This is a genomic window from Natrialba hulunbeirensis JCM 10989 (assembly GCF_000337575.1).
Classification (GTDB): Archaea; Halobacteriota; Halobacteria; order Halobacteriales; family Natrialbaceae; genus Natrialba; species Natrialba hulunbeirensis.
The window spans coordinates 1-17804 of record NZ_AOIM01000035.1 but is presented as its reverse complement, the minus strand read 5'-3'; the positions used below and the strand labels follow the sequence as shown (position 1 = coordinate 17804).

Sequence of the window (17804 nt, the reverse complement as noted above, 5' to 3'; positions counted from 1 at the left end):
GACAACGACAACGCGCTTTTGCCCGCGCAGTCCGAACGAGATGCCATGACAACGGTCGAGGCGAAACGCGAGGCCGCCCGCGACGAACTGGCCACCCACGACGGCGTCCTCGTCGCCTTCTCCGGCGGCGTCGACTCGAGTGTCGTCGCCGCGCTCGCCCACGACGCGCTCGGGGACGACGCCGTCGCCTGCACCGCAAAGAGCGAGACGCTTCCCGAAGCCGAACTCGAGGACGCAGCGCGCGTCGCCGACGAAATCGGGATCCGTCACGAAATCGTCTCCTTCTCCGAACTCGAGAGCGACCAGTTCGTCGAGAACGACGACGAGCGCTGCTATCACTGCCGAACGATGCGCCTCGGCGAGATGATCGAGACCGCACGGGACCTTGGCATCGAAACCGTCTGCGACGGGACCAACGCCGACGACCCCGGTGCGGGTCATCGGCCAGGACTGCAGGCCGTCGAGGAACTCGAGATCCACTCGCCGCTGCTGGCACACGACATCGCGAAAGCGGAGGTGCGCGCGATCGCCGACCAGTACGGGCTCTCGGTGGCGGATAAACCCTCGATGGCGTGTCTCTCCTCGCGCATCCCGACCGGACTCGAGGTCACCGAAGAACGGCTCACGCGCGTCGAGCAGGCCGAGGCACTGTTGCGTCAGTGGGGGTTCGACCAGTTCCGCGTGCGCGACCACGACGGCCTCGCCCGCATCGAAGTCTCGCCCGCGGAACTCGAGCGCGCCCTCCAGCGCGAGTTCGTCGAGACCGTCCGCGACGAACTCTCGGACCTGGGTTTCGACCACGTCACGCTCGATCTCCACGGCTACCGAACGGGGAGCGTCAGCCCGGAGTCGGACGAGACAGTTACAACCGAGTCGGACGACTGACCGTCGCTCCGCGGACTCTCGGTTTTCGTTCGTTCGGATCGATCGGTGTGAAGTGGTCGTTCGGTCAAAACATAACGTGATTTCGTCCCTCGAACACGCTACTGGCCCAGCAACCGCCACGGTGTCCGACAATATTGCACGAGGCGACACGAACGTCACAACAGATCGAGTACCCATACTCGATGGACGACGCCGATCTGCCGCCCGAGTGGGCCGTCCACACCGCCCGAGCGTACACGCCTGCCGACCACGAACGAGAGCACCAGTACCGCCTCTACGACCACGTCTCCAAAGACCTGCGGCTGAAAGTCGCCCCCGCCTCGCTGGATGACAGCGACCAGCCCGGCTACGCACTGACCGTCACGAGCTACCCGGAACTCGAGTGCAGCGAGCGCCAGCGGGTGCGAACGGTATTGACGTTCGACCGCTGTGACGAACTCGCGCGCCGGTTTATGCTGCTTTTTTCGGCACGGTACGACGGTGCGGGCTCACTCGAGGCAGCCCGAGAGTACGCGGCGGTGCGGACGCGGTCGCATCGCTGAGCCTTGGACACCGCGAAGTTGTTCGAACACCCACTATCGGACGACTGTCAATACCCAGTGTCACTATCTGATCTCGAACAACCACGTTTGCGCGAGAGTCCGGTTTCCGTGCGGTTTTCGACACCGAGAGACTTTTTACTCACTACCGAGTAAGCAGTTTTGATGATGGAAATGATGTGGCAAGATCTGGTCTTTCTCGCTGGAAGCATTCTCTCGATCGTCTTCCTCGCACCGACAATCAAAGACGCCTCGGCCCGCGTCCCGCTCGGCTCGAGTGTCCCCTCGATGACGATCGGGGGCATCTACGCGTTCACCTACGGCACGATGGGCATGACGTTCTCGGCTGCCGGTTCGATCGGCGTCGCGGTCATGTGGTCGCTGATCGCGTGTTATCGCGCACCTGGTGAGCAGGGCATGAAAAACATTCTGCGCTTTGCGACCGATCTGGGCCGACAGACACGGGACGTCGTACAGATCGCACTGCCGACCACCGACGGCGGACAGGGTCAGGCACAGACACAGTCCCAGACTGAACACCAGTCCGGTCACCAGCAGTCGGCTGACTGATCGGCCGCGGATGCTGGACGGCTGTCCGTTCCCCGTTATGTATTGAATTGCGGTCAACCCGGCTACCGCACCTGTTTTCTGCTCCGTACTCACGGCGCGTCGACAAACGCTCTCGCAACTCACAGCAGCAGTGAGTGCGGGGATTTCGTCGACGAAACCCGCTAACGAGGTTGTTTCGTTCGCTGGTCGTCTCCAGGCTGTTTTCTCACGAGGCGTGACGGACGCCGCGAGCAGGCGTCGGATCGCACTCGGCGTTTCGTCTGCCAGTATGTACTGTCGAACTCGTCCGACGGTGACGGTGTTCGTGGCAGGAAGGCCACTCAACGACAATACGGGTCCTCAAGGTAACACGGGTGCTCAACGATGCCAGGGCTACGTCCAAGCGACGGTTCACCCACAGGGCCGACCGTAGCTGGAACCGGCGCGAGCGAGCGAAGACGTGGGAGGAACGTCCTCGCGAGTACGACTCCCGACACGACTCGCAGGAGAGCACCTGCAACCGCACCATCGAGCAGCTGCAATCGCGCCGTCGAGCACGGACAACCCACGAAGAGTGCGTGCAATCGGATGGCTACTCGAGTAGACTATTCGACAGGGAACGAGCGCGTGAGCGAGAGTGGGCGATCTCGAGGAGACGCCCTGCTCACAGGCACAGCATTCCCATCAAGGGGCCGGGAGAGTCGAGAGAGTGGCTAGTGGCTAGCAGACACATGGACACACAGAGTCACTCGCAGAAGTATCGTTCACGACATCGGCTGCAGTCAAGACGGCGAACGGAGTCAGTCCACGCCGACCCACTTCAGGATCAGCAGTGTGCCCTCGAACAGCAGGATCATCGTGATCCCCACGAGGATCGGGGCCATCGCGGTCGGGTCGAACGTGAACATGAACGCCAGCCCGAAGAAGGCCGCCCAGAAGTACAGGCGCTTGTCAGCGAGCCAGCGCCGAGTCGTCACGCCCATCATGATTGCGAGCATGATGAACAGCGGGATCTGGAAGACGATGGCGAGGAAGCCGATCAGCGTGATGATCAGATCGAAGGTATCGCCGAGCGCGTAGGCAATATCCGCACTGCCCTCCGCGTAGAACGTGAAGTACTCGAAGAGAATCGGCAGGACGAGCACGTAGGAAAACAGCATTCCGATCCCCGCAAGGATGACGCTCGTCGGCACGGCTGCAAGGTAGTACTTGCGCTCATGCGGGTACAGCCCCGGCTTCATGAACCGGTAGCACTGGTAGACGAACACCGGCAGCCCGACCATGATGCCGAGCAGCGCCGAGACCTTGATTCGGGTCAGCCACAGCTCCAGCGGGTGGTAGACGTGTGGCGGTGGGACGTTCTCGATCTCGTACGGGAAGACGTTGAACCAGATGTACTCGATTGCCTGTGAGGCACCGAGCAGTCCGATCGCCGTCCCGGCCGACGCAAAGAGCAAGACGACCGCAACCCGGAGGATCATCTCCTCGATGTGGTCTGCGAGGGGCATCTCCTGGTCGTCCGGCGGTGTCGAAATACCGCCGACGTCCTCGTCAGGGTCGGGGTACGACGGCTCGTCTGACTCCGAGCCAGGTTCGTGGCCGCCGACAACGCCTTCGCCGTCGGTTTCGACTGGGTGGTCGGCGTCGGCGTCAGCGTCAGTGTCAGTAGCAGCGTCAGCGTCCGCGTCTGTTTCTGTTTCTGTTTCTGCTTCTGCTTCTACCTCTGCCTCTGAGTCCGCTAACGTATCCGCTGTCGTCTCCGGCGCCTCCGACCCAGACGATGGCGACGGCTCCTCGTCTCCGTTCGCAGGGTCCTCATCGGGGTCCACAGTCTCCCCCGTGTCCGCCGACTCGTCCGACATCTATCGAGATATAGATAGGCCGCCAGTTATAGGCCTTTTTCTTACGAGCACCGGGAGAGAGTGACAAGCCGGGTGACCGGTCGAGAAGTCGGGCCGTCTCACGGACACTTCCGTGATCAGGGGGTCCCTGACTCGAAAGGTTGATAACTGGATGTCAGTTACCCCAGCACACGAAATGAGTTCTGCCGTCGATGAGGATACCGCCCGCGCGATAAACAGTGGGCGCGAAACCCTCGGCGCGATGTTCTCGAGCGCGCAGACGCATCTGCAGAAGGTGTTTATCGTCTTCGTTATCGGCTTTATCGGCTCCTTCTATGCGTTGCGCGTCTTCATCTGGGACTTCCTCGAAGAGACGGCGAAAGCTGAGATGTCGCCGTACGTGGCGAGTTCGACGGACCTGATCACACGAACACCGTTCGAAGTGATCCTCTTACAGGCGAAAATCGGAATGCTCGTCGGGATCCTCCTCGCGATTCCCGCCCTGCTGTATCTCTCCCGGGATGCGCTTCGCCGCCGCGGCTACAAGAGCGTCGTCCCAATCTCACGGAAGTACATGGCCGGCTTCGGCCTCACGTCGATCATCCTCTTCTGTATCGGTATCACCTACGCCTACTCGATTTTCTTCCCGTACGCGTTCGACTTCCTCGCGAGTAACGCCGTCAGCGCCGGTGTCAAGCCGAGCTTCGGAATTACCGAATTCACCGAGTTCATGGCACTACTGACGCTCTCGTTCGGGCTTGCGGCTCAGTTGCCGCTCTTTATGGGCGTCCTTTCGTACACCGAGATCGTCCCCTACGAGACGTTCCGGGACAAGTGGCGCCACGCCATCGTCGGCGTCACCGTCTTCGGTGCGCTGTTCTCCCCACCGGACCCGTTCACGCTCATCATGTGGGCGATGCCGATGGTCGCACTCTACATCTTCAGCCTCGGCCTCGCCAAAGTCGTCTCGAACATCCGCCGACGCGGCGCAGCCGAAACCGACGGCACCGGAACCGACCACCTCAAACGGCTCGTGATCCAGTTCGTCGGCGTATTAGTCGTCGCTGCGGCCGCCATCGCCGCAGCCGTTAATCAGGGTGCCTTCGACTACCTCGAGCAAGCGATCTACCCATCGCTCCCTGAGTGGGCCCACCCCGGCCCCGACGGCCCGCTCGGACTCGAGTCGGTTGCACTCGAGTACGGCCTCCTGGGTGATGTCGCGGTGGGACTCGCGGTCGCCCTCGGGCTGGGAGTGGCCGTCCTGTTCCTCTATACGATCAAGGTACTGCAGGCGCCGGTGTACCCGCGTGAGGGTGACATTCGGTCGGCGAGCGATCCCGACGATGTCGATTTCGAGATGCTCATGCCCGAAGACATCGAGGAGGTGCCGGCGACGGTGTTCCTCAAGATGGACGAGGATCGGGCGATGGAGACGGCTCGGAAGGCGATGTACGACGACGACCGGGAGAAGGCACAGGCGATTCTGGATCGGTTCGATACACTGCACGAGCAGCAGGCAGAGGCTGAGGCCGAGTCTGGGTCCGAGTCCGAAGAAGGCGAAGACGGTGCCGATATCCAGGGAGAGGGACTGAGCCAGGCCGACGCCGACGAGGACGAGGACGAGGAGGAAGGCGGTCTCTTCGCGAGTACGGCCGCCGGCATGCTCGATCCGTTCACCGAGGAAGAAACGGACGAGGACGACATCGGCGGCTACGCCTACGACATCGCGTTCATCCTCAACAGCCTCACGTCGAAGATGTTCCGCATCGTGGCCGTCTTCATGGTCGTCATGGGCGGGACGTTCTTCTGGCTCTACCAGGGCGGACTCGGCTGGATCCTTACGATGTTCCTCGACCGCGTTCCAGAGCACATCCTCCACGAGGTCGCCGTCCGCAACGATGTCGATCCGGCCGGGATGACCCTCGACGAACTCATCATGGAGATGGACATCGTCATCGCGCTCCACCCGGTCGAAGTGCTGATCTTCGAGGTGAAGGTGAGTGTGCTCGCAGCCATCGTCGCCATCCTTCCGATGGTGCTGTACTACGGCTGGCCGGCGATGAAAGAGCGCGGACTGGTCCGCGGTGACCGGCGCGTCTTCGTCGTCTGGGGCGGCTCACTGCTTGGCGGCTTCGCGTTCGGGACCTACCTCGGATTCTTCTGGGTCGCACCCGCTGTCATCTCCTATCTCGTCTCCGACGCGATCACCAACGGAATGGTCGTCTCCTACCGGATCAGCAGCTTCTTCTGGCTGGTGATCTTCACGACCATCGGTATCGGCTTCCTGTTCAACATCGTCGTCACGATGGCGCTGTTCCACGTCGGCGGCATCATCAGCTACCGGACGATGCTCAAACGCTGGCGGCCGGTCGTGGTCGGTATCTTCGCCATCGCGGCCATCGCCAGCCCGAAGGGGATCCTGACGATGCTCCTGTTCGCGATTCCGATCGCACTGACCTACATGCTGGGACTCGGTGTGTTGTACCTGCTCACCGGCGGTGGCCGCCTCTTCGGCGGTGGCGGCCGCGGTGGTGACGAGGCCGGTCCGGAGCCGGAGGGCGAGGCGACGACGTAGGTCGGCACTTCCAGGCTGTTCTCACAGCAACACCGATACGCCCCAGACCGATCCTTACAGCAACGTCGACAGCAACCAGCTACGGCACCGCTGTCCGACGACTTAAGGGAGGAGGCTACGAAACGGGCTGCTAGACTGATGCCCAAAATCAGCGTGGAAATCCCACAGGAACTGCTCGACGACCTAGACGGCCACGTCGGCGACGACGGCAAGTTCGTCAACCGAAGCGATGCGATCCGCGCCTCGATCCGGAAAACGCTCGATCTCCTCGACGAAATCGACGACCGACACGACCGACTCGACACCGACGAGGAGTGAGGAAGCCGAAGGGGACACAGCGGGTCGCGAGCCGGTCACGTAGACGTAACGGCCAGCGCGACAGCAGAAACGACAGCGGGCAGCGCGACAGCAGAACACCGGCAAAAACGAGATCGAACGCTGGAAGAAAAGAGACCGAAGGCGGGAGGCAGAAGACGAGAGACGAGAGACGAAAACAGCCAGACACAAAGACACAAAATGACAGACGAAAACCGACCCTACTCCTCGTCGATCCGCTCTGCGAACCCGAAGTTTGGCTTCACGTCACCGACACGAACCGTCACAACATCACCCTCCGCAGTTCCCGGCACGAACAGCCGATAGCCCTCGACCGAGGCGATTCCGTCGCCCTCCGTCCCCGTGTCGACGATCTCCACCTCGAGTTCGTCTCCCGAGCTCACCGGCGAGGTGAGTCGTCCTTTCCCGATGAAGTAGATCTCCGAGGACTCATCGCGCGACGCCTTCGGACTCGTTGCGCGCACATACTGGAACTCCTCCTCGACATCCGCACGGAAGTCGTCGACATCCGGCCCCTCGAACACCTTGACGATGAAGTCGCCGTCCGTGTCGAGTAACTCGAGTGCAGTCTCGAACGCCTGTCGCGCGAGGTGGAGCGAGCGGGCCTGGTCGAGGGAGTATTCGCCGGACATGTTGGGTGCCATGTCCGAGATGACGACGTCGACGGGGCCGCCGGTTCCAGTAGCGGTGCCAGTTTGTGCTGAGTCGTCGCCGCCCGCAGCCTCGATAACGCGCTCGCGGGTTCGTTCCTCAGTCATGTCCCCGCGCAGGGTTTCGATGGTGTCGTGGTCGTCGAAATCTCGGATGCGCTGGAGGTCGACGCCGATCACCTGGCCCTGGGGGCCGACGGCTTCGGCGGCGACCTCGAGCCAGCCGCCGGGGGCGGCACCGAGGTCGACGACGGTGTCGCCGCCGGAGATGACGTTCTCGAGTTGGTCGAGCTGTTTGAGCTTGTAGGCTGCCCGGCTGCGGTAGCCTTCCTGCTTTGCTTTGTTGTAGTAGTGGTCCTTTCGTGCCATACGGGTACTCAGTTGGTCGTACTAGCGGGTGAAGACGGATAGGTGTCGCGACTTTCGGCTTTGAGTCGGGATGTGGCGGCGGTGTGAGGTTATTGTGCGGAAGCGTTGTCGTCGCTGTCTCTGTCCCCGTCTTCGTCAGAGCGATCAGAGCGATCAGAGCGGTCAGAACGGTCGGAGGAAGGGTCTGTCCGTTCAGCGGTGGTGTCTTCGGATCGGTCTCGGTCGTCCAGCCCTGCGTCGTCGTCGACGCCAGCCCCCTCACCGACTTCGGAATCGATTCGCTCCGGATCTACCTCGGCGTCGTCACGGCGGCCTTCGTCCATATGACCGGGCGCGACATCGGCATCTGAGCGCTCTTCGAGGTCCATTTCGGGTTCGACTTCGGCGTCCGTTCGCTGGCCTATATCTTCGCTGGGCTCGATCTCGGCACCTGCATCGTGGTCAGTCAGTTCGGTGGGGTCGACCTCGAGTCCGCGGCTCGCCTCTTCCTCGACGGCGTCCAGTTCGTCGGGGTGTGATTCGTCAGTGGGACGTTCGGAAGCGTCAGTCTCTCCCCGCTCTGTCGGTTCTGTCTCACTCCCGTCCGGTTCCGCCTCCAGTTGCTCGTCCGGATCCACGCGTGGTTCGTCCGCCAGACCGTCGTAGTGTTCGTCACCGATCATCGGCTCCGAGGTATCGCCCGCCGTCGTACCGGGACCTTCCTCGGTGCCGTCGATTCCGGTTTCTGATTCGGTAGTGTCGCCGGAAACCGGTTCGCCGGGCGTGTACTCGTCGTCACCGCGCTCAGCGCCCGTCGCTGCCTGCCGGTCCGCTCGCCGCTCAGTGGTCTGGCCGGCGTCTCGGGACTCGTCGCTCGTGATGCTCTCCTCCGGGACAGCGGGACCCAGTCGGATCGCATCCTCCGTCACCTGCTCGACCGCGTCGTCCGTCACCGGCACCGCACCCTCCGACTCGCTTCCCCAGCCGAGGACGGCCTTGATCGAGTCGGTAGTTTCCGGATCCGCGTCGACGTACGCGGTTTCCGGCTCGACGGAGACCACGATGCCAAGTGGCTTGCCGTCCGCGCTCTCGACGGCCTTTCCGACATCGTCGTCCGTGAAAGTGGGACTCATAACCGGGCGTAGTGGGAGTGACGGGAAGGGTATCGTGCCTGCACAGCACGGGACCTTCGGGGTGTCTGGTGAGGGGATGAGGAGAAGGTGAGTGGGAGGGAAAGGAAGGAAAGAAGGCAGAAAGGCAAAAAGGAAAGACAGTTCGAGCACGGTACTCGAGTCCAGTCCCATCTCAGGGGTCAGTCTCCGCCGTGGTTGTGTGCGTCCGGGTCCGTGCCGGGATTGGTCTCGTTCTTTGTCTTTGTCTCTGTCTCTGCCCCTATCGTTTCCCCTGCCTCCGGCTCTGGAATCACACCGACGTCGGGCCGCCCGCTCACGACCTGCTCGATACGGGCTGCGCGCGTCCAGCCGAGTTCTGGGGCCGTGAGCACGTCGAGTAGACACTTGACGTTGAGCGCGTCGTGGAACTGCTTGTAGCCGACGACGAGCAGCGGCGCGTAGACGAGCAGCCGCCAGTCTTCGCCCTCGATCTGAATGCCGAGCGCCGCAATCAGGAAGACGATGCTCGTGAAGAAAACAAACACCGCGAACACGGTGAGCACGTGACCGGCAGCGATTAGCCAGGCGATGTACGCCAGCACGACGAAACTCGCAAACGGCAGGAAGAACATCTCGACCAGCCGGAACGGGAGTGCGATCCGGTTCAAGTAGCCGTACGACGAGTCCGTCACGACCGACCAGTGCTTGATGATCGTCATGTAGTTGCCGCGGTACCAGCGCAGGCGCTGACGGTAGAGGTCGTGCCAGGTCGCCGGCGCTTCCGTGTAGACGCGTGCGTCGCTCACGGAGACGCGGTAACCAGCCCGAAGCACCTTCATCGTCACGTCGAAATCCTCCGTGAGCGTGTCCGGATCGTAGGCGAACACCTCCGAGAGCACCTCGCGGCGGTACGCACCCAGACAGCCGGGGACGACCATCACGATGCCGAAGTAATCGAGCGCGCGCCGGTAGATGTTCACACCGATGGTGTACTCGAGTTGTTGGCAGCGAGTGACGAGCGAGTCGCGGTTCCAGATAGTGACGTTGCTCGCAACAGCACCGATGTCCTCGTCGGCGGCGAACGGGGCGACGATGTGTTTCAGGGCGTCTGGGTCGACGATGCTGTCGGCGTCGACGGTGACGATAATGGCGCCGGAGGCAAACAGGAGGCCGTAGTTCAGCGCGGAGTACTTGCCACCGTTTGCCTTGCTGACGACCGAGACTCGCTCGCTCGCGGCGGCGAAGGCACTCGCCTCGGCGAAGGTGCTGTCGGTACTGCCGTCGTCGACTGCGACGATCTCGAGTGCGTCTTCGGGGTAGTCGGCGTCGAGCAGGGATTGGATCGTTCGGCTGACGTAGCCCTCCTCGTTGTAGGCCGGGATGAGGACGGTGAGCTGTGGGTAGGGCGGTTTCGGGGCGTACTTCGAGCGGCCGACCTGATCGTGGAAGAACGCGATGAACGCGATGAACCAGTAGTAGACGAAGATCAACACGACGGCGCCGAGGTGGACGAGCGCGAGCAGCGACGGCCTGAGCCAGCCGAGCCAGATGATGAGTCCGATGTAGCAGGTGACAGCGACTGCCAGCCCTCGCGTTCCGAAGACAGCTCGGAATCGTGGGGCGCGTTCGACGACGTAGTACGACCAGCCGAGGTAGACCAGTAACAGGAGGCCGAGGAGCGCGATGGCGTACAGCGTCTGTGGAGCCATCACATCGACCAGGAGCCAGAACGGCACCAGTGCGGAGAGAAACAGCGCGACCGAGCGCCACTTGACCGACTGGAGCCGCCGAATCGCAAACTGTGCGCGGTCGCGGCCGACGACGACCGGCGCGATCATGATGGGGTTCATCGGCCCACCCACTGTTGTATATCGGCAAGCGCCTGTTCGGCTTCTCCGTCCCCGTTATCTCGGTCCGCAGCGGCCGCCTCGGCTTGCTCCGCCGCAATCGCGACGTGAGCCGGCTCAAGGACACGCCAGCCGTCGTCCGTCTGCTCGACCGTCCCCATCTCGACTCCGAGCGCGAACTGCTCGATGGTCAGAAAGCCCGTGTTCTCGTCTTTCATGTGCTGGACGAGTAACTCGAGTTGCTCGACGCGTTCGTCGGTCGTGAAGTACTGGTAGTGGAACATCACGACGTGAACGTCGTTGGCCGCGTGGGCCTCGTCGAAGGAGTCGGTGAGCGTCTCGAGGTCCTCGAACGGGACGGCGGTGTCGTCGGATTCGTTGGATTCGTCGCTGTCCGCCTCATCTTCCTCAAGAAGCTGTTCTTCGTAGGCAGTCCAGTTTTCGAACGCTCGGGTTTCGGGGACGTGGACGAGGCCACCGTCTTCGAAGGTGCTCTCGTTCCCATCGTAGTACGCATCAGTGAACCACGAGCCGCCAGAGACGGTGGTGTAGTTCGCCTCCTCGAGGACCGACACCGTCGTCTCGTCGTAGGTGTTCATCGGCGGGATGAACGTCGAGGACGGCGAGTGGACACACTCGTCGAGCAGTTCCTCGCCGGCTTCCAGTCGCTCGCGTTGCTCGTCCGCTGGAAGGTCGCCGAACTCGCTCGAACCGTAGAACTCCGTTAGCGGCTCGTGAGTGAAACCGTGCAGCGCCATCTCGAACTGGCCGGGATACTCCGTCTCGAGGGACTGCAGGTACGTACAGAGCTCGGGATCGTCGGTCAGCGGAGCTTCACCGTTCGTATCCGGGATAATCCCAAGCGTCACCGGCACCTCCTCGTCGATGAACACCTGATTCACGTCCCGAAGCTCGTCCTGATTGTACCAGGCCTGCACGTCGTCGTTTCTGAACAGCACGATGGAGTCGTACTCCTCCCACTCCGGTTCGCCCGCTGCAACCGTCGCCGGCTCGCTCTCGAGCATCGGCATCACCGATATCGCCCCCGTAATGCCGGCCAGGAGCACCATCACGACGAGCGCCGAACTCAGTAGTTGCCGGGCCAGCCGCGACTCGGGCACGTAGCGCGCCGGCAGCCAGCTCAGGTTGTCCTCTCTTGAGGGGAGCGTCGGAAACGTCACCGTCGGAAGCGGTGGCGCGACATCCAGATTGAGGTCGAAATCGTCGGTTGCCAGCGAATCGCACTCGAGACACCGGCCGACTGTCTGGAGTCGCGTGAGCTCGTCTGCCGACACCTGTTGATTGCACTTCTCACAGCCGTCCGCAAAGTCGTCTTCCGGCGCGACGTGGCCGCAGTCGTGTTCGTCGATGTGTTCTGCGGTGAGCGTGCGTGACCGACAGATCGGACAGGTGGACGGCAGTGAACTCATACACGAAGGAGAGAGCTGAGACAGGCAGTACTGTCAGCGACCTGTACGTAGTCTCGGTCGGTTACCTCGAGGTAACACCAGTTTTCCGTTCCGTACGGACCCGCTATTTATCATCGCTGGCGAGGACAGCAACCACTGATCGACAGCCTGGCCCGCAGAGATGGCCACGAACGATGGCCCACAGACGAACACTCACTCACGAACTCACGACCGCGACCCACACTGACGACCCATGAGCACTCCACCGACCCCAGCGGAGTCGACCGCACTGGCGATCCTCGGCACCAAGTGGAAACCCCGGCTGATCGTCGCCCTCGCGACCAACGGTCGACTCGGATTCGGGGATCTGAAGCGCGAACTCCCGAACATCTCGGGAAAGGTGCTGTCGGAGAACCTGGAGGAACTACGCGACCACGGCGTCGTCTCACGTGACGTCCTGCAAGAACAGCCCCGCCGCGTCGAGTACGAACTGACCGGTGCCGGGCGTGAACTGTACGGACTCCTCGAATCGCTCGCAGACTGGGACGCGACGTACGCAACCGAGCGCGGCGTGCCGACGGTCCTGCTCGCCGAAGACGATCCGCGGCTCCGAGAGCTGTACGCACTGTGGTTGCAAACCGACTACGACGTGGCAACGGCCGCAGACGGCAAGGAGGCGCTCCGCTTGCTCGACGAGAGCATCGATGTAGCAGTGCTCGCTCGCGGTCTGCCGACACTCGACGGTACCGCAATCGCAGCCGCACTCGAGACGGCCGGCCAGCGAACACCGGTTGCGATCGTGACGTCAGGAGACGTGTCACCCGACGATGTGTCGATTCCGGCAGACGTGTTGGTCCGCGATCCGCTCTCGAAAACGACCCTTCGCGACGCCGTTAGGCGATTGACGCGGCTCAGAGCGGAGTCGGCGATTGGGCGAGACATTCGTGCGCGTCGCCACCGACTGGCGTTCGTCGAGCGCCACCTCGGACCGACGGCACCGACGGCGGAGTCCTACCAGCAGGTAGCGGACGAACTGGCGACACTCGAGCAGGACCGAGCGGCGGCTGCCGAGACGAGAGAGCCCTGGCGGCGACTGCGATCGACAGCGGACCCGGAGTCGGCAGGTGTGAGTTACGCACAGCGCCACGGGCAAGATCACGACTACGACCACGACCACGACCACAACCAGAACCGAACCCACGCGGTCGACGATTCGACTGACGACACCAGCACACACGACGGCAGAGACGGTGATGAAAACGAATGACAGCACCGAGCGCACTCGCCGGCGGCCAATCGATCCTCCTCGTTGAGGACGACGACCTGCAGGCACGGCTGTATCGGACGATGCTCCAGCACCTCTCGAAACTGGAGGACACACCACTCGAGTCGGCCTCCGTCGAGCACGTCGAAACGCTGGCGGAGGCTCGAAGCGCGATCGGCACGCCCGAGACGGACGACACGACCACAGCCGAGACGACTACCTGTCCGTTCGACCTCATCCTCCTCGATCTGAACCTCCCCGATTCGAGTCGTCTCGACACGTTGACCTCGGTACTCGAGGACACTCACGAAATACCGGTCGTCGTTCTGACTGCGATGGACGACACCGAACTCGGTCAGCGGGCGGTCGAGCGCGGCGCACAGGACTATCTGATGAAAGAGCACGTAACACCGCGGCTGCTCGGACAGGCCGTGAGATACGCCATCGAGCGCCAGCGCCGGCTGGCCGAAATCGAACGCCAGCGCCGAGAGTTAGCGCTGCTCCACTGGCACGTCCGCCACGAGTATCGCGACGATGCCGCGGTGATCCTGGGCTGGGCGGCGGAACTCTCACCGAGCGATCCCGACACGCAGCGGACCGTCTCACGGATCGTCGACGCGGGAGAGCACATCGTCGACCTCACCGACTCGATCGGCGCACTGGTGCAGGCGATCGAGACGCCGAACCCGGTACTCGAGTCCGTCGCGCTGGAGCCGGTACTCGAGATAGCGATCGATCGGCTCGAAACGCGCTACGGCGACGTGACGTTCGAGTGCGATCCGACATCGGAGGAGGACGTTCGGGTGCAAGCAGACCGGTTTCTCGGAATTGTTGTCAGGGCGGTCGTGTATACGCTCGTCGAGTACAGTAATGTCTCACAGCAGCGGATCGTTTTGCGGCCGTTCCGAACGGAGCAGGAGATGGAGCGGTGCGTCGAGTCGGAGTCAGGACCGGAGCCGGAGTCCGAACGCACGGACACCGAAAGCGGCCGACGCATCACCAATACCGACGGGTGGGGTGGGGACGGGATCAGCGCCGGGTTCGATCTCGTCGCCCCGACACTCGAGAAGCCGGTACTCGAAGCGACGGTCGACGAGCTACGCGAGGGGAACGACATCGAGTCGGTGCTCGTGCAGACGTTTCTCGACCGCTACGGTGGCGAGGTGGGGGTTGTCCACCCGGCTGATGGCGACGGAGAGCCCGTCCTATGCATTGAATTGAACGCTGCTGAGTGAGTGGGGTGGCTCAGTGTATCGATGTCTCGACTCGAGAGCAGCGCTCGAAGCTTGAAGCCCCTCGACCACGTAGGATCGGTATGACGGCGGCAGCAGACGACGAGATTCGTGTGCTCTGTGTCGACGACGATAGCGTTATTCTCGGACTCACGGAGACCGTACTCGAGCGACTCGAGGACGCCATCGTCGTCGAGACGGAAACGGACCCGAAAGTAGCGCTCGAGCGGTTTCGAACGCGAGAGTACGACTGTGTCGTCTGTGACTACGAGATGCCAGGGCTGTCGGGGCTCGAACTGCACGATGCGATTCGAGAGGAAGACGCAACGATACCGGTGATTCTGTTCACCGGCGCTGGTTCGGAGGAGATTGCAAGCGAGGCGATTCGGCGCGGTATAACTGATTATCTTCGGAAAGAACGCGGGATGGCACAGTACGACCTGCTCGCATCACGAATTACAACGGCAGTCGAGCGCTACCGGACATTCGAGGAACTCCAGCGCAAGAACGCGGCGATGGACGAAGCACCGGTCGGTATCGTACTAACCGACTCGAGTCTCCCCGATAATCCGATCGTCTACGCCAACGAAAAATTCTACGACCTGACCGGCTATCCCGCCGCGGAGGTGCTCGGTCAGAACTGCCGATTGCTACAGGGAGAACGAACCGAACAGGAGCCAGTCGACCGAATGCGTGCGGCGATCGAGGCGCGAGAGTCGATAACGGCGGAAGTTCGAAACTACCGGCGCGACGGGACGATGTTCTGGAACGAGGTGACGATCGCTCCGATCGACGGCAGCGAAACGCCGTACTTTGTCGGCTTTCAGCACGAGACAACCCGCCGGAAGCTCGCCGAGCAACGGCTGAGTCGACAGAACGAGCGGCTCAAGGAGTTTACAGGAACTGTCTCACACGACCTCCGCGGACCGCTTGCCGCCGCAACGGGCTATCTCGAACTGGCCCGGGCAGAAGCCGACGATGTCCCGTTTCTCGACGACGTAGCAACCGCACACCAGCGAATGGAGACCCTCATCGACGACCTACTGGTGCTCGCTCGAGCCGGCAACGTCATCGACGACAGCAGTGCTGTCTCGATCGCGGAAGCCGTTGAATATGCCTGGAATCCGCCGCCTCATGTGACAGCGAGCCTCGACATCCAGATACCGGACGACGTGCAGGTTCAGGCGGACCAGAATCGTCTCGTACAGTTGTTCGAGAACCTCCTCGGAAACAGTCTCGAGCACGGCATTCACGAGGACGACGGAACAGAGACGGTGACGATCACAGTTGGATTACTCGAGGACGGGTTCTTCGTTGCAGACGACGGTCCAGGTATTCCGCCAGACAAACGCGAAGTGATCTTCGAATCGGGCTACACAACCAACCCCGACGGAACTGGACTCGGCCTTCGGATCGTCCAGGACATCGCCGACGCCCACGGCTGGAACGTAGCTGTAACCGAGAGCGACGAGGGAGGTGCTCGCTTCGAGATCACGAACGTGCAAATCGCCGACGACTGACGCCGCCAGCAGACCGCAGTCAGCGTGATATCCATCACTGCCGGCGTGATGTGAACCGTTGGCGACGTGAGCGTACCCACTGCCCACGTGACAACCACCACTTCCGGCACGGTTCTCGTCCGAAAGGGTGCCTTTTTATGCCAACCGTCCGTAGCCCGATTCATATGTTTAAGGCCATCGTGAGCGCGGAAACGCTCACCAGCGCGCTCGACTCGATCAGCGTGCTGGTCGACGAGTGTAAGATCCACCTGGAGGAAGACGGACTCGAAATTCGAGCCGTCGACCCCGCAAACGTCGGGATGGTCGACCTCTCGCTCGACGCGGCCGCCTTCGAATCCTACGAGGCCGACGGCGGGCTGATCGGCGTCGACCTCTCCCGACTCGAAGACATCGCGGGCATGGCCGAATCCGGCCAGCTCATCCAGTTCGAACTCGACGAAGAGACCCGCAAACTCCACATCCAGATCGACGGACTCGAGTACACCCTCGCGCTCATCGATCCGGACAGCATTCGCCAGGAACCAGACATTCCGGAACTCGACCTGCCGGCGGAGGTCGTTCTCGAAGGGAAGGACGTCAACCGCTCGGTTACGGCGGCAGACATGGTTTCCGACCACATCGCGCTGGGTGTCGACGACGGCGACGAGTCGTTCTACGTCGATGCGGAGGGTGACACCGACGACGTCCACCTCGAACTTACCGAGGCGGACCTGATCGACCTGCAGGCCGGTCCCGCCCACTCGCTGTTCAGCCTGGACTACCTGAAGGATATGAACAAGGCGATCCCCTCGAACACCGAGGTCACGCTGCACCTCGGCGAGGAGTTCCCGGTCAAGATCTACTTCGGCTTCGCGGAAGGGCAGGGCCAGGTGACCTACATGCTCGCACCGCGTATCCAGAGCGACTGAGTCCGGAGTTTTCGCGGGCGGTCTCGAAGAGAGGAGCGGGTGATCGCAGTTGACACTGTTTTTCTGCCGGACCAGCACCGATCACTGCTGTCTTCGTTCGGTGACCGTGATCTACCGTTGACAGTCCACCAGACCTGACATAAAGGCTGCACAGAGACAGGACAGTCGTTACCTGTCCAGTACTGGTGGGAGGGATACGACCATGCCCTCCAGCGACGATACGTGCGACGGTGATCTCGAGGACCAGGAATCAGCGGATGAACCGGACCAGCGAACCCACTCGGGAGCGGAGACAGATGTCCAATCAGAACCACACTCAGACGCTGACTCGAACCCAAACTCAAACCCACTCGAGTACACCACCAATTTTGACCCGATAACAGACAGCGCAAGCGAGCGCGTCGTCGTCACGATCGCCGCGCTCACGGACACCCGTCCGGCTGAACTGCCAGCACTGGCCCACATTATCGACCCGGACGCGCTGGATCGGGTGTTCGAACACGCGGCGACGAAAGCGGATGCTGGTGAGCAGGAGGTCTGGTTCACCTACGCAGAGTTCGATGTCGGACTGCACAGTACCGGAACGCTCACGGTGCGGAGTGCAACTGGGAGCGCAACCAGCACTGACACCGATACCGATGAAACCGATACAGCAACCGCCTGAGATAACACTCGCTTCCAGCACAGACACACCGTACGAATCGGTTCAAGCGCCACCGTCGACCGGACAGAGCTGAGCTAACTCGAGTGGGCGACTCGAGGATTCTCCGCAGCAGCGAACGCATCGTC

At 62.2% G+C, this 17804-nt stretch carries 15 protein-coding genes; 10 read left to right on the top strand and 5 right to left on the bottom strand.

The annotated features are described in order from the left end of the window. Nucleotides 1-45 precede the first annotated feature (45 nt). The 3 genes from larE to C483_RS11365 all read left to right on the top strand — a co-directional run bounded on the left by larE (nt 46) and on the right by C483_RS11365 (nt 1994). The gene (gene larE / locus C483_RS11375; RefSeq protein WP_006653505.1) at nt 46-885 is read left to right on the top strand and encodes an ATP-dependent sacrificial sulfur transferase LarE; all 840 of its coding nucleotides are present in this window, start codon (nt 46-48) and stop codon (nt 883-885) included. 182 nt (nt 886-1067) lie between these two features. Beyond that, complete coding sequence (locus C483_RS11370) at nt 1068-1427, top strand: hypothetical protein (protein WP_006653504.1); 360 nt, start codon at nt 1068-1070, stop codon at nt 1425-1427. A gap of 165 nt (nt 1428-1592) precedes the next feature. After that, nucleotides 1593-1994, top strand: a complete 402-nt coding sequence (locus C483_RS11365; protein WP_006653503.1) for a hypothetical protein — start codon at nt 1593-1595, stop codon at nt 1992-1994. A 779-nt stretch (nt 1995-2773) separates the two neighbouring features. On the opposite strand, the gene tatC is transcribed toward C483_RS11365, so the two are convergent. Continuing rightward, nucleotides 2774-3835: a twin-arginine translocase subunit TatC gene (tatC, locus tag C483_RS11360; RefSeq protein ID WP_006653502.1), complete on the bottom strand. Its 1062-nt coding sequence runs from the start codon at nt 3833-3835 to the stop codon at nt 2774-2776. 175 nt (nt 3836-4010) lie between these two features. On the opposite strand from tatC, the gene C483_RS11355 reads away from it, so the two are divergent. Both C483_RS11355 and C483_RS11350 read left to right on the top strand, forming a co-directional pair. Beyond that, the gene (locus C483_RS11355) at nt 4011-6389 is read left to right on the top strand and encodes a twin-arginine translocase subunit TatC (protein ID WP_006653501.1); all 2379 of its coding nucleotides are present in this window, start codon (nt 4011-4013) and stop codon (nt 6387-6389) included. A gap of 138 nt (nt 6390-6527) precedes the next feature. Beyond that, the gene (locus C483_RS11350) at nt 6528-6707 is read left to right on the top strand and encodes a ribbon-helix-helix domain-containing protein (protein ID WP_004267407.1); all 180 of its coding nucleotides are present in this window, start codon (nt 6528-6530) and stop codon (nt 6705-6707) included. A 218-nt stretch (nt 6708-6925) separates the two neighbouring features. On the opposite strand, the gene C483_RS11345 is transcribed toward C483_RS11350, so the two are convergent. The 4 genes from C483_RS11345 to C483_RS11330 all read right to left on the bottom strand — a co-directional run bounded on the left by C483_RS11345 (nt 6926) and on the right by C483_RS11330 (nt 12112). Then, complete coding sequence (locus tag C483_RS11345) at nt 6926-7744, bottom strand: 23S rRNA (uridine(2552)-2'-O)-methyltransferase (protein ID WP_006653500.1); 819 nt, start codon at nt 7742-7744, stop codon at nt 6926-6928. A gap of 89 nt (nt 7745-7833) precedes the next feature. Beyond that, the gene (locus C483_RS11340) at nt 7834-8856 is read right to left on the bottom strand and encodes a hypothetical protein (RefSeq protein ID WP_006653499.1); all 1023 of its coding nucleotides are present in this window, start codon (nt 8854-8856) and stop codon (nt 7834-7836) included. A gap of 179 nt (nt 8857-9035) precedes the next feature. Beyond that, on the bottom strand, nt 9036-10685 hold the full coding sequence (locus C483_RS11335; protein ID WP_006653498.1) for a glycosyltransferase: 1650 nt from the start codon (nt 10683-10685) through the stop codon (nt 9036-9038). Then, nucleotides 10682-12112, bottom strand: a complete 1431-nt coding sequence (locus C483_RS11330; RefSeq protein WP_006653497.1) for a DUF2334 domain-containing protein — start codon at nt 12110-12112, stop codon at nt 10682-10684. Before C483_RS11330 ends, C483_RS11335 begins: the two co-directional genes overlap by 4 nt. Nucleotides 12113-12344: 232 nt before the next feature. Here C483_RS11330 and C483_RS11325 point away from each other — a divergent pair, with 232 nt between their 5' ends. The 5 genes from C483_RS11325 (at nt 12345) to C483_RS11305 (ending at nt 17679) form a co-directional block, all read left to right on the top strand. Next, entirely contained in the window at nt 12345-13358 is a 1014-nt protein-coding gene (locus C483_RS11325) for a winged helix-turn-helix transcriptional regulator (RefSeq protein ID WP_006653496.1), read from the top strand. Continuing rightward, nucleotides 13355-14590 (top strand): ATP-binding response regulator, encoded by a 1236-nt coding sequence (locus C483_RS11320; RefSeq protein ID WP_006653495.1) that lies wholly within the window; start codon nt 13355-13357, stop codon nt 14588-14590. The genes C483_RS11325 and C483_RS11320 overlap by 4 nt, the downstream gene beginning before the upstream one ends. A gap of 80 nt (nt 14591-14670) precedes the next feature. Beyond that, the gene (locus tag C483_RS11315; RefSeq protein WP_006653494.1) at nt 14671-16107 is read left to right on the top strand and encodes a receiver/sensor box histidine kinase; all 1437 of its coding nucleotides are present in this window, start codon (nt 14671-14673) and stop codon (nt 16105-16107) included. Between the two features lie 164 nt (nt 16108-16271). Beyond that, nucleotides 16272-17015 carry a DNA polymerase sliding clamp gene (locus C483_RS11310; RefSeq protein WP_006653493.1) on the top strand — a complete coding sequence of 248 codons (744 nt, stop codon included), beginning with the start codon at nt 16272-16274 and terminating at the stop codon, nt 17013-17015. 202 nt (nt 17016-17217) lie between these two features. Beyond that, entirely contained in the window at nt 17218-17679 is a 462-nt protein-coding gene (locus C483_RS11305; RefSeq protein ID WP_006653492.1) for a HalOD1 output domain-containing protein, read from the top strand. Nucleotides 17680-17804: the final 125 nt, after the last annotated feature.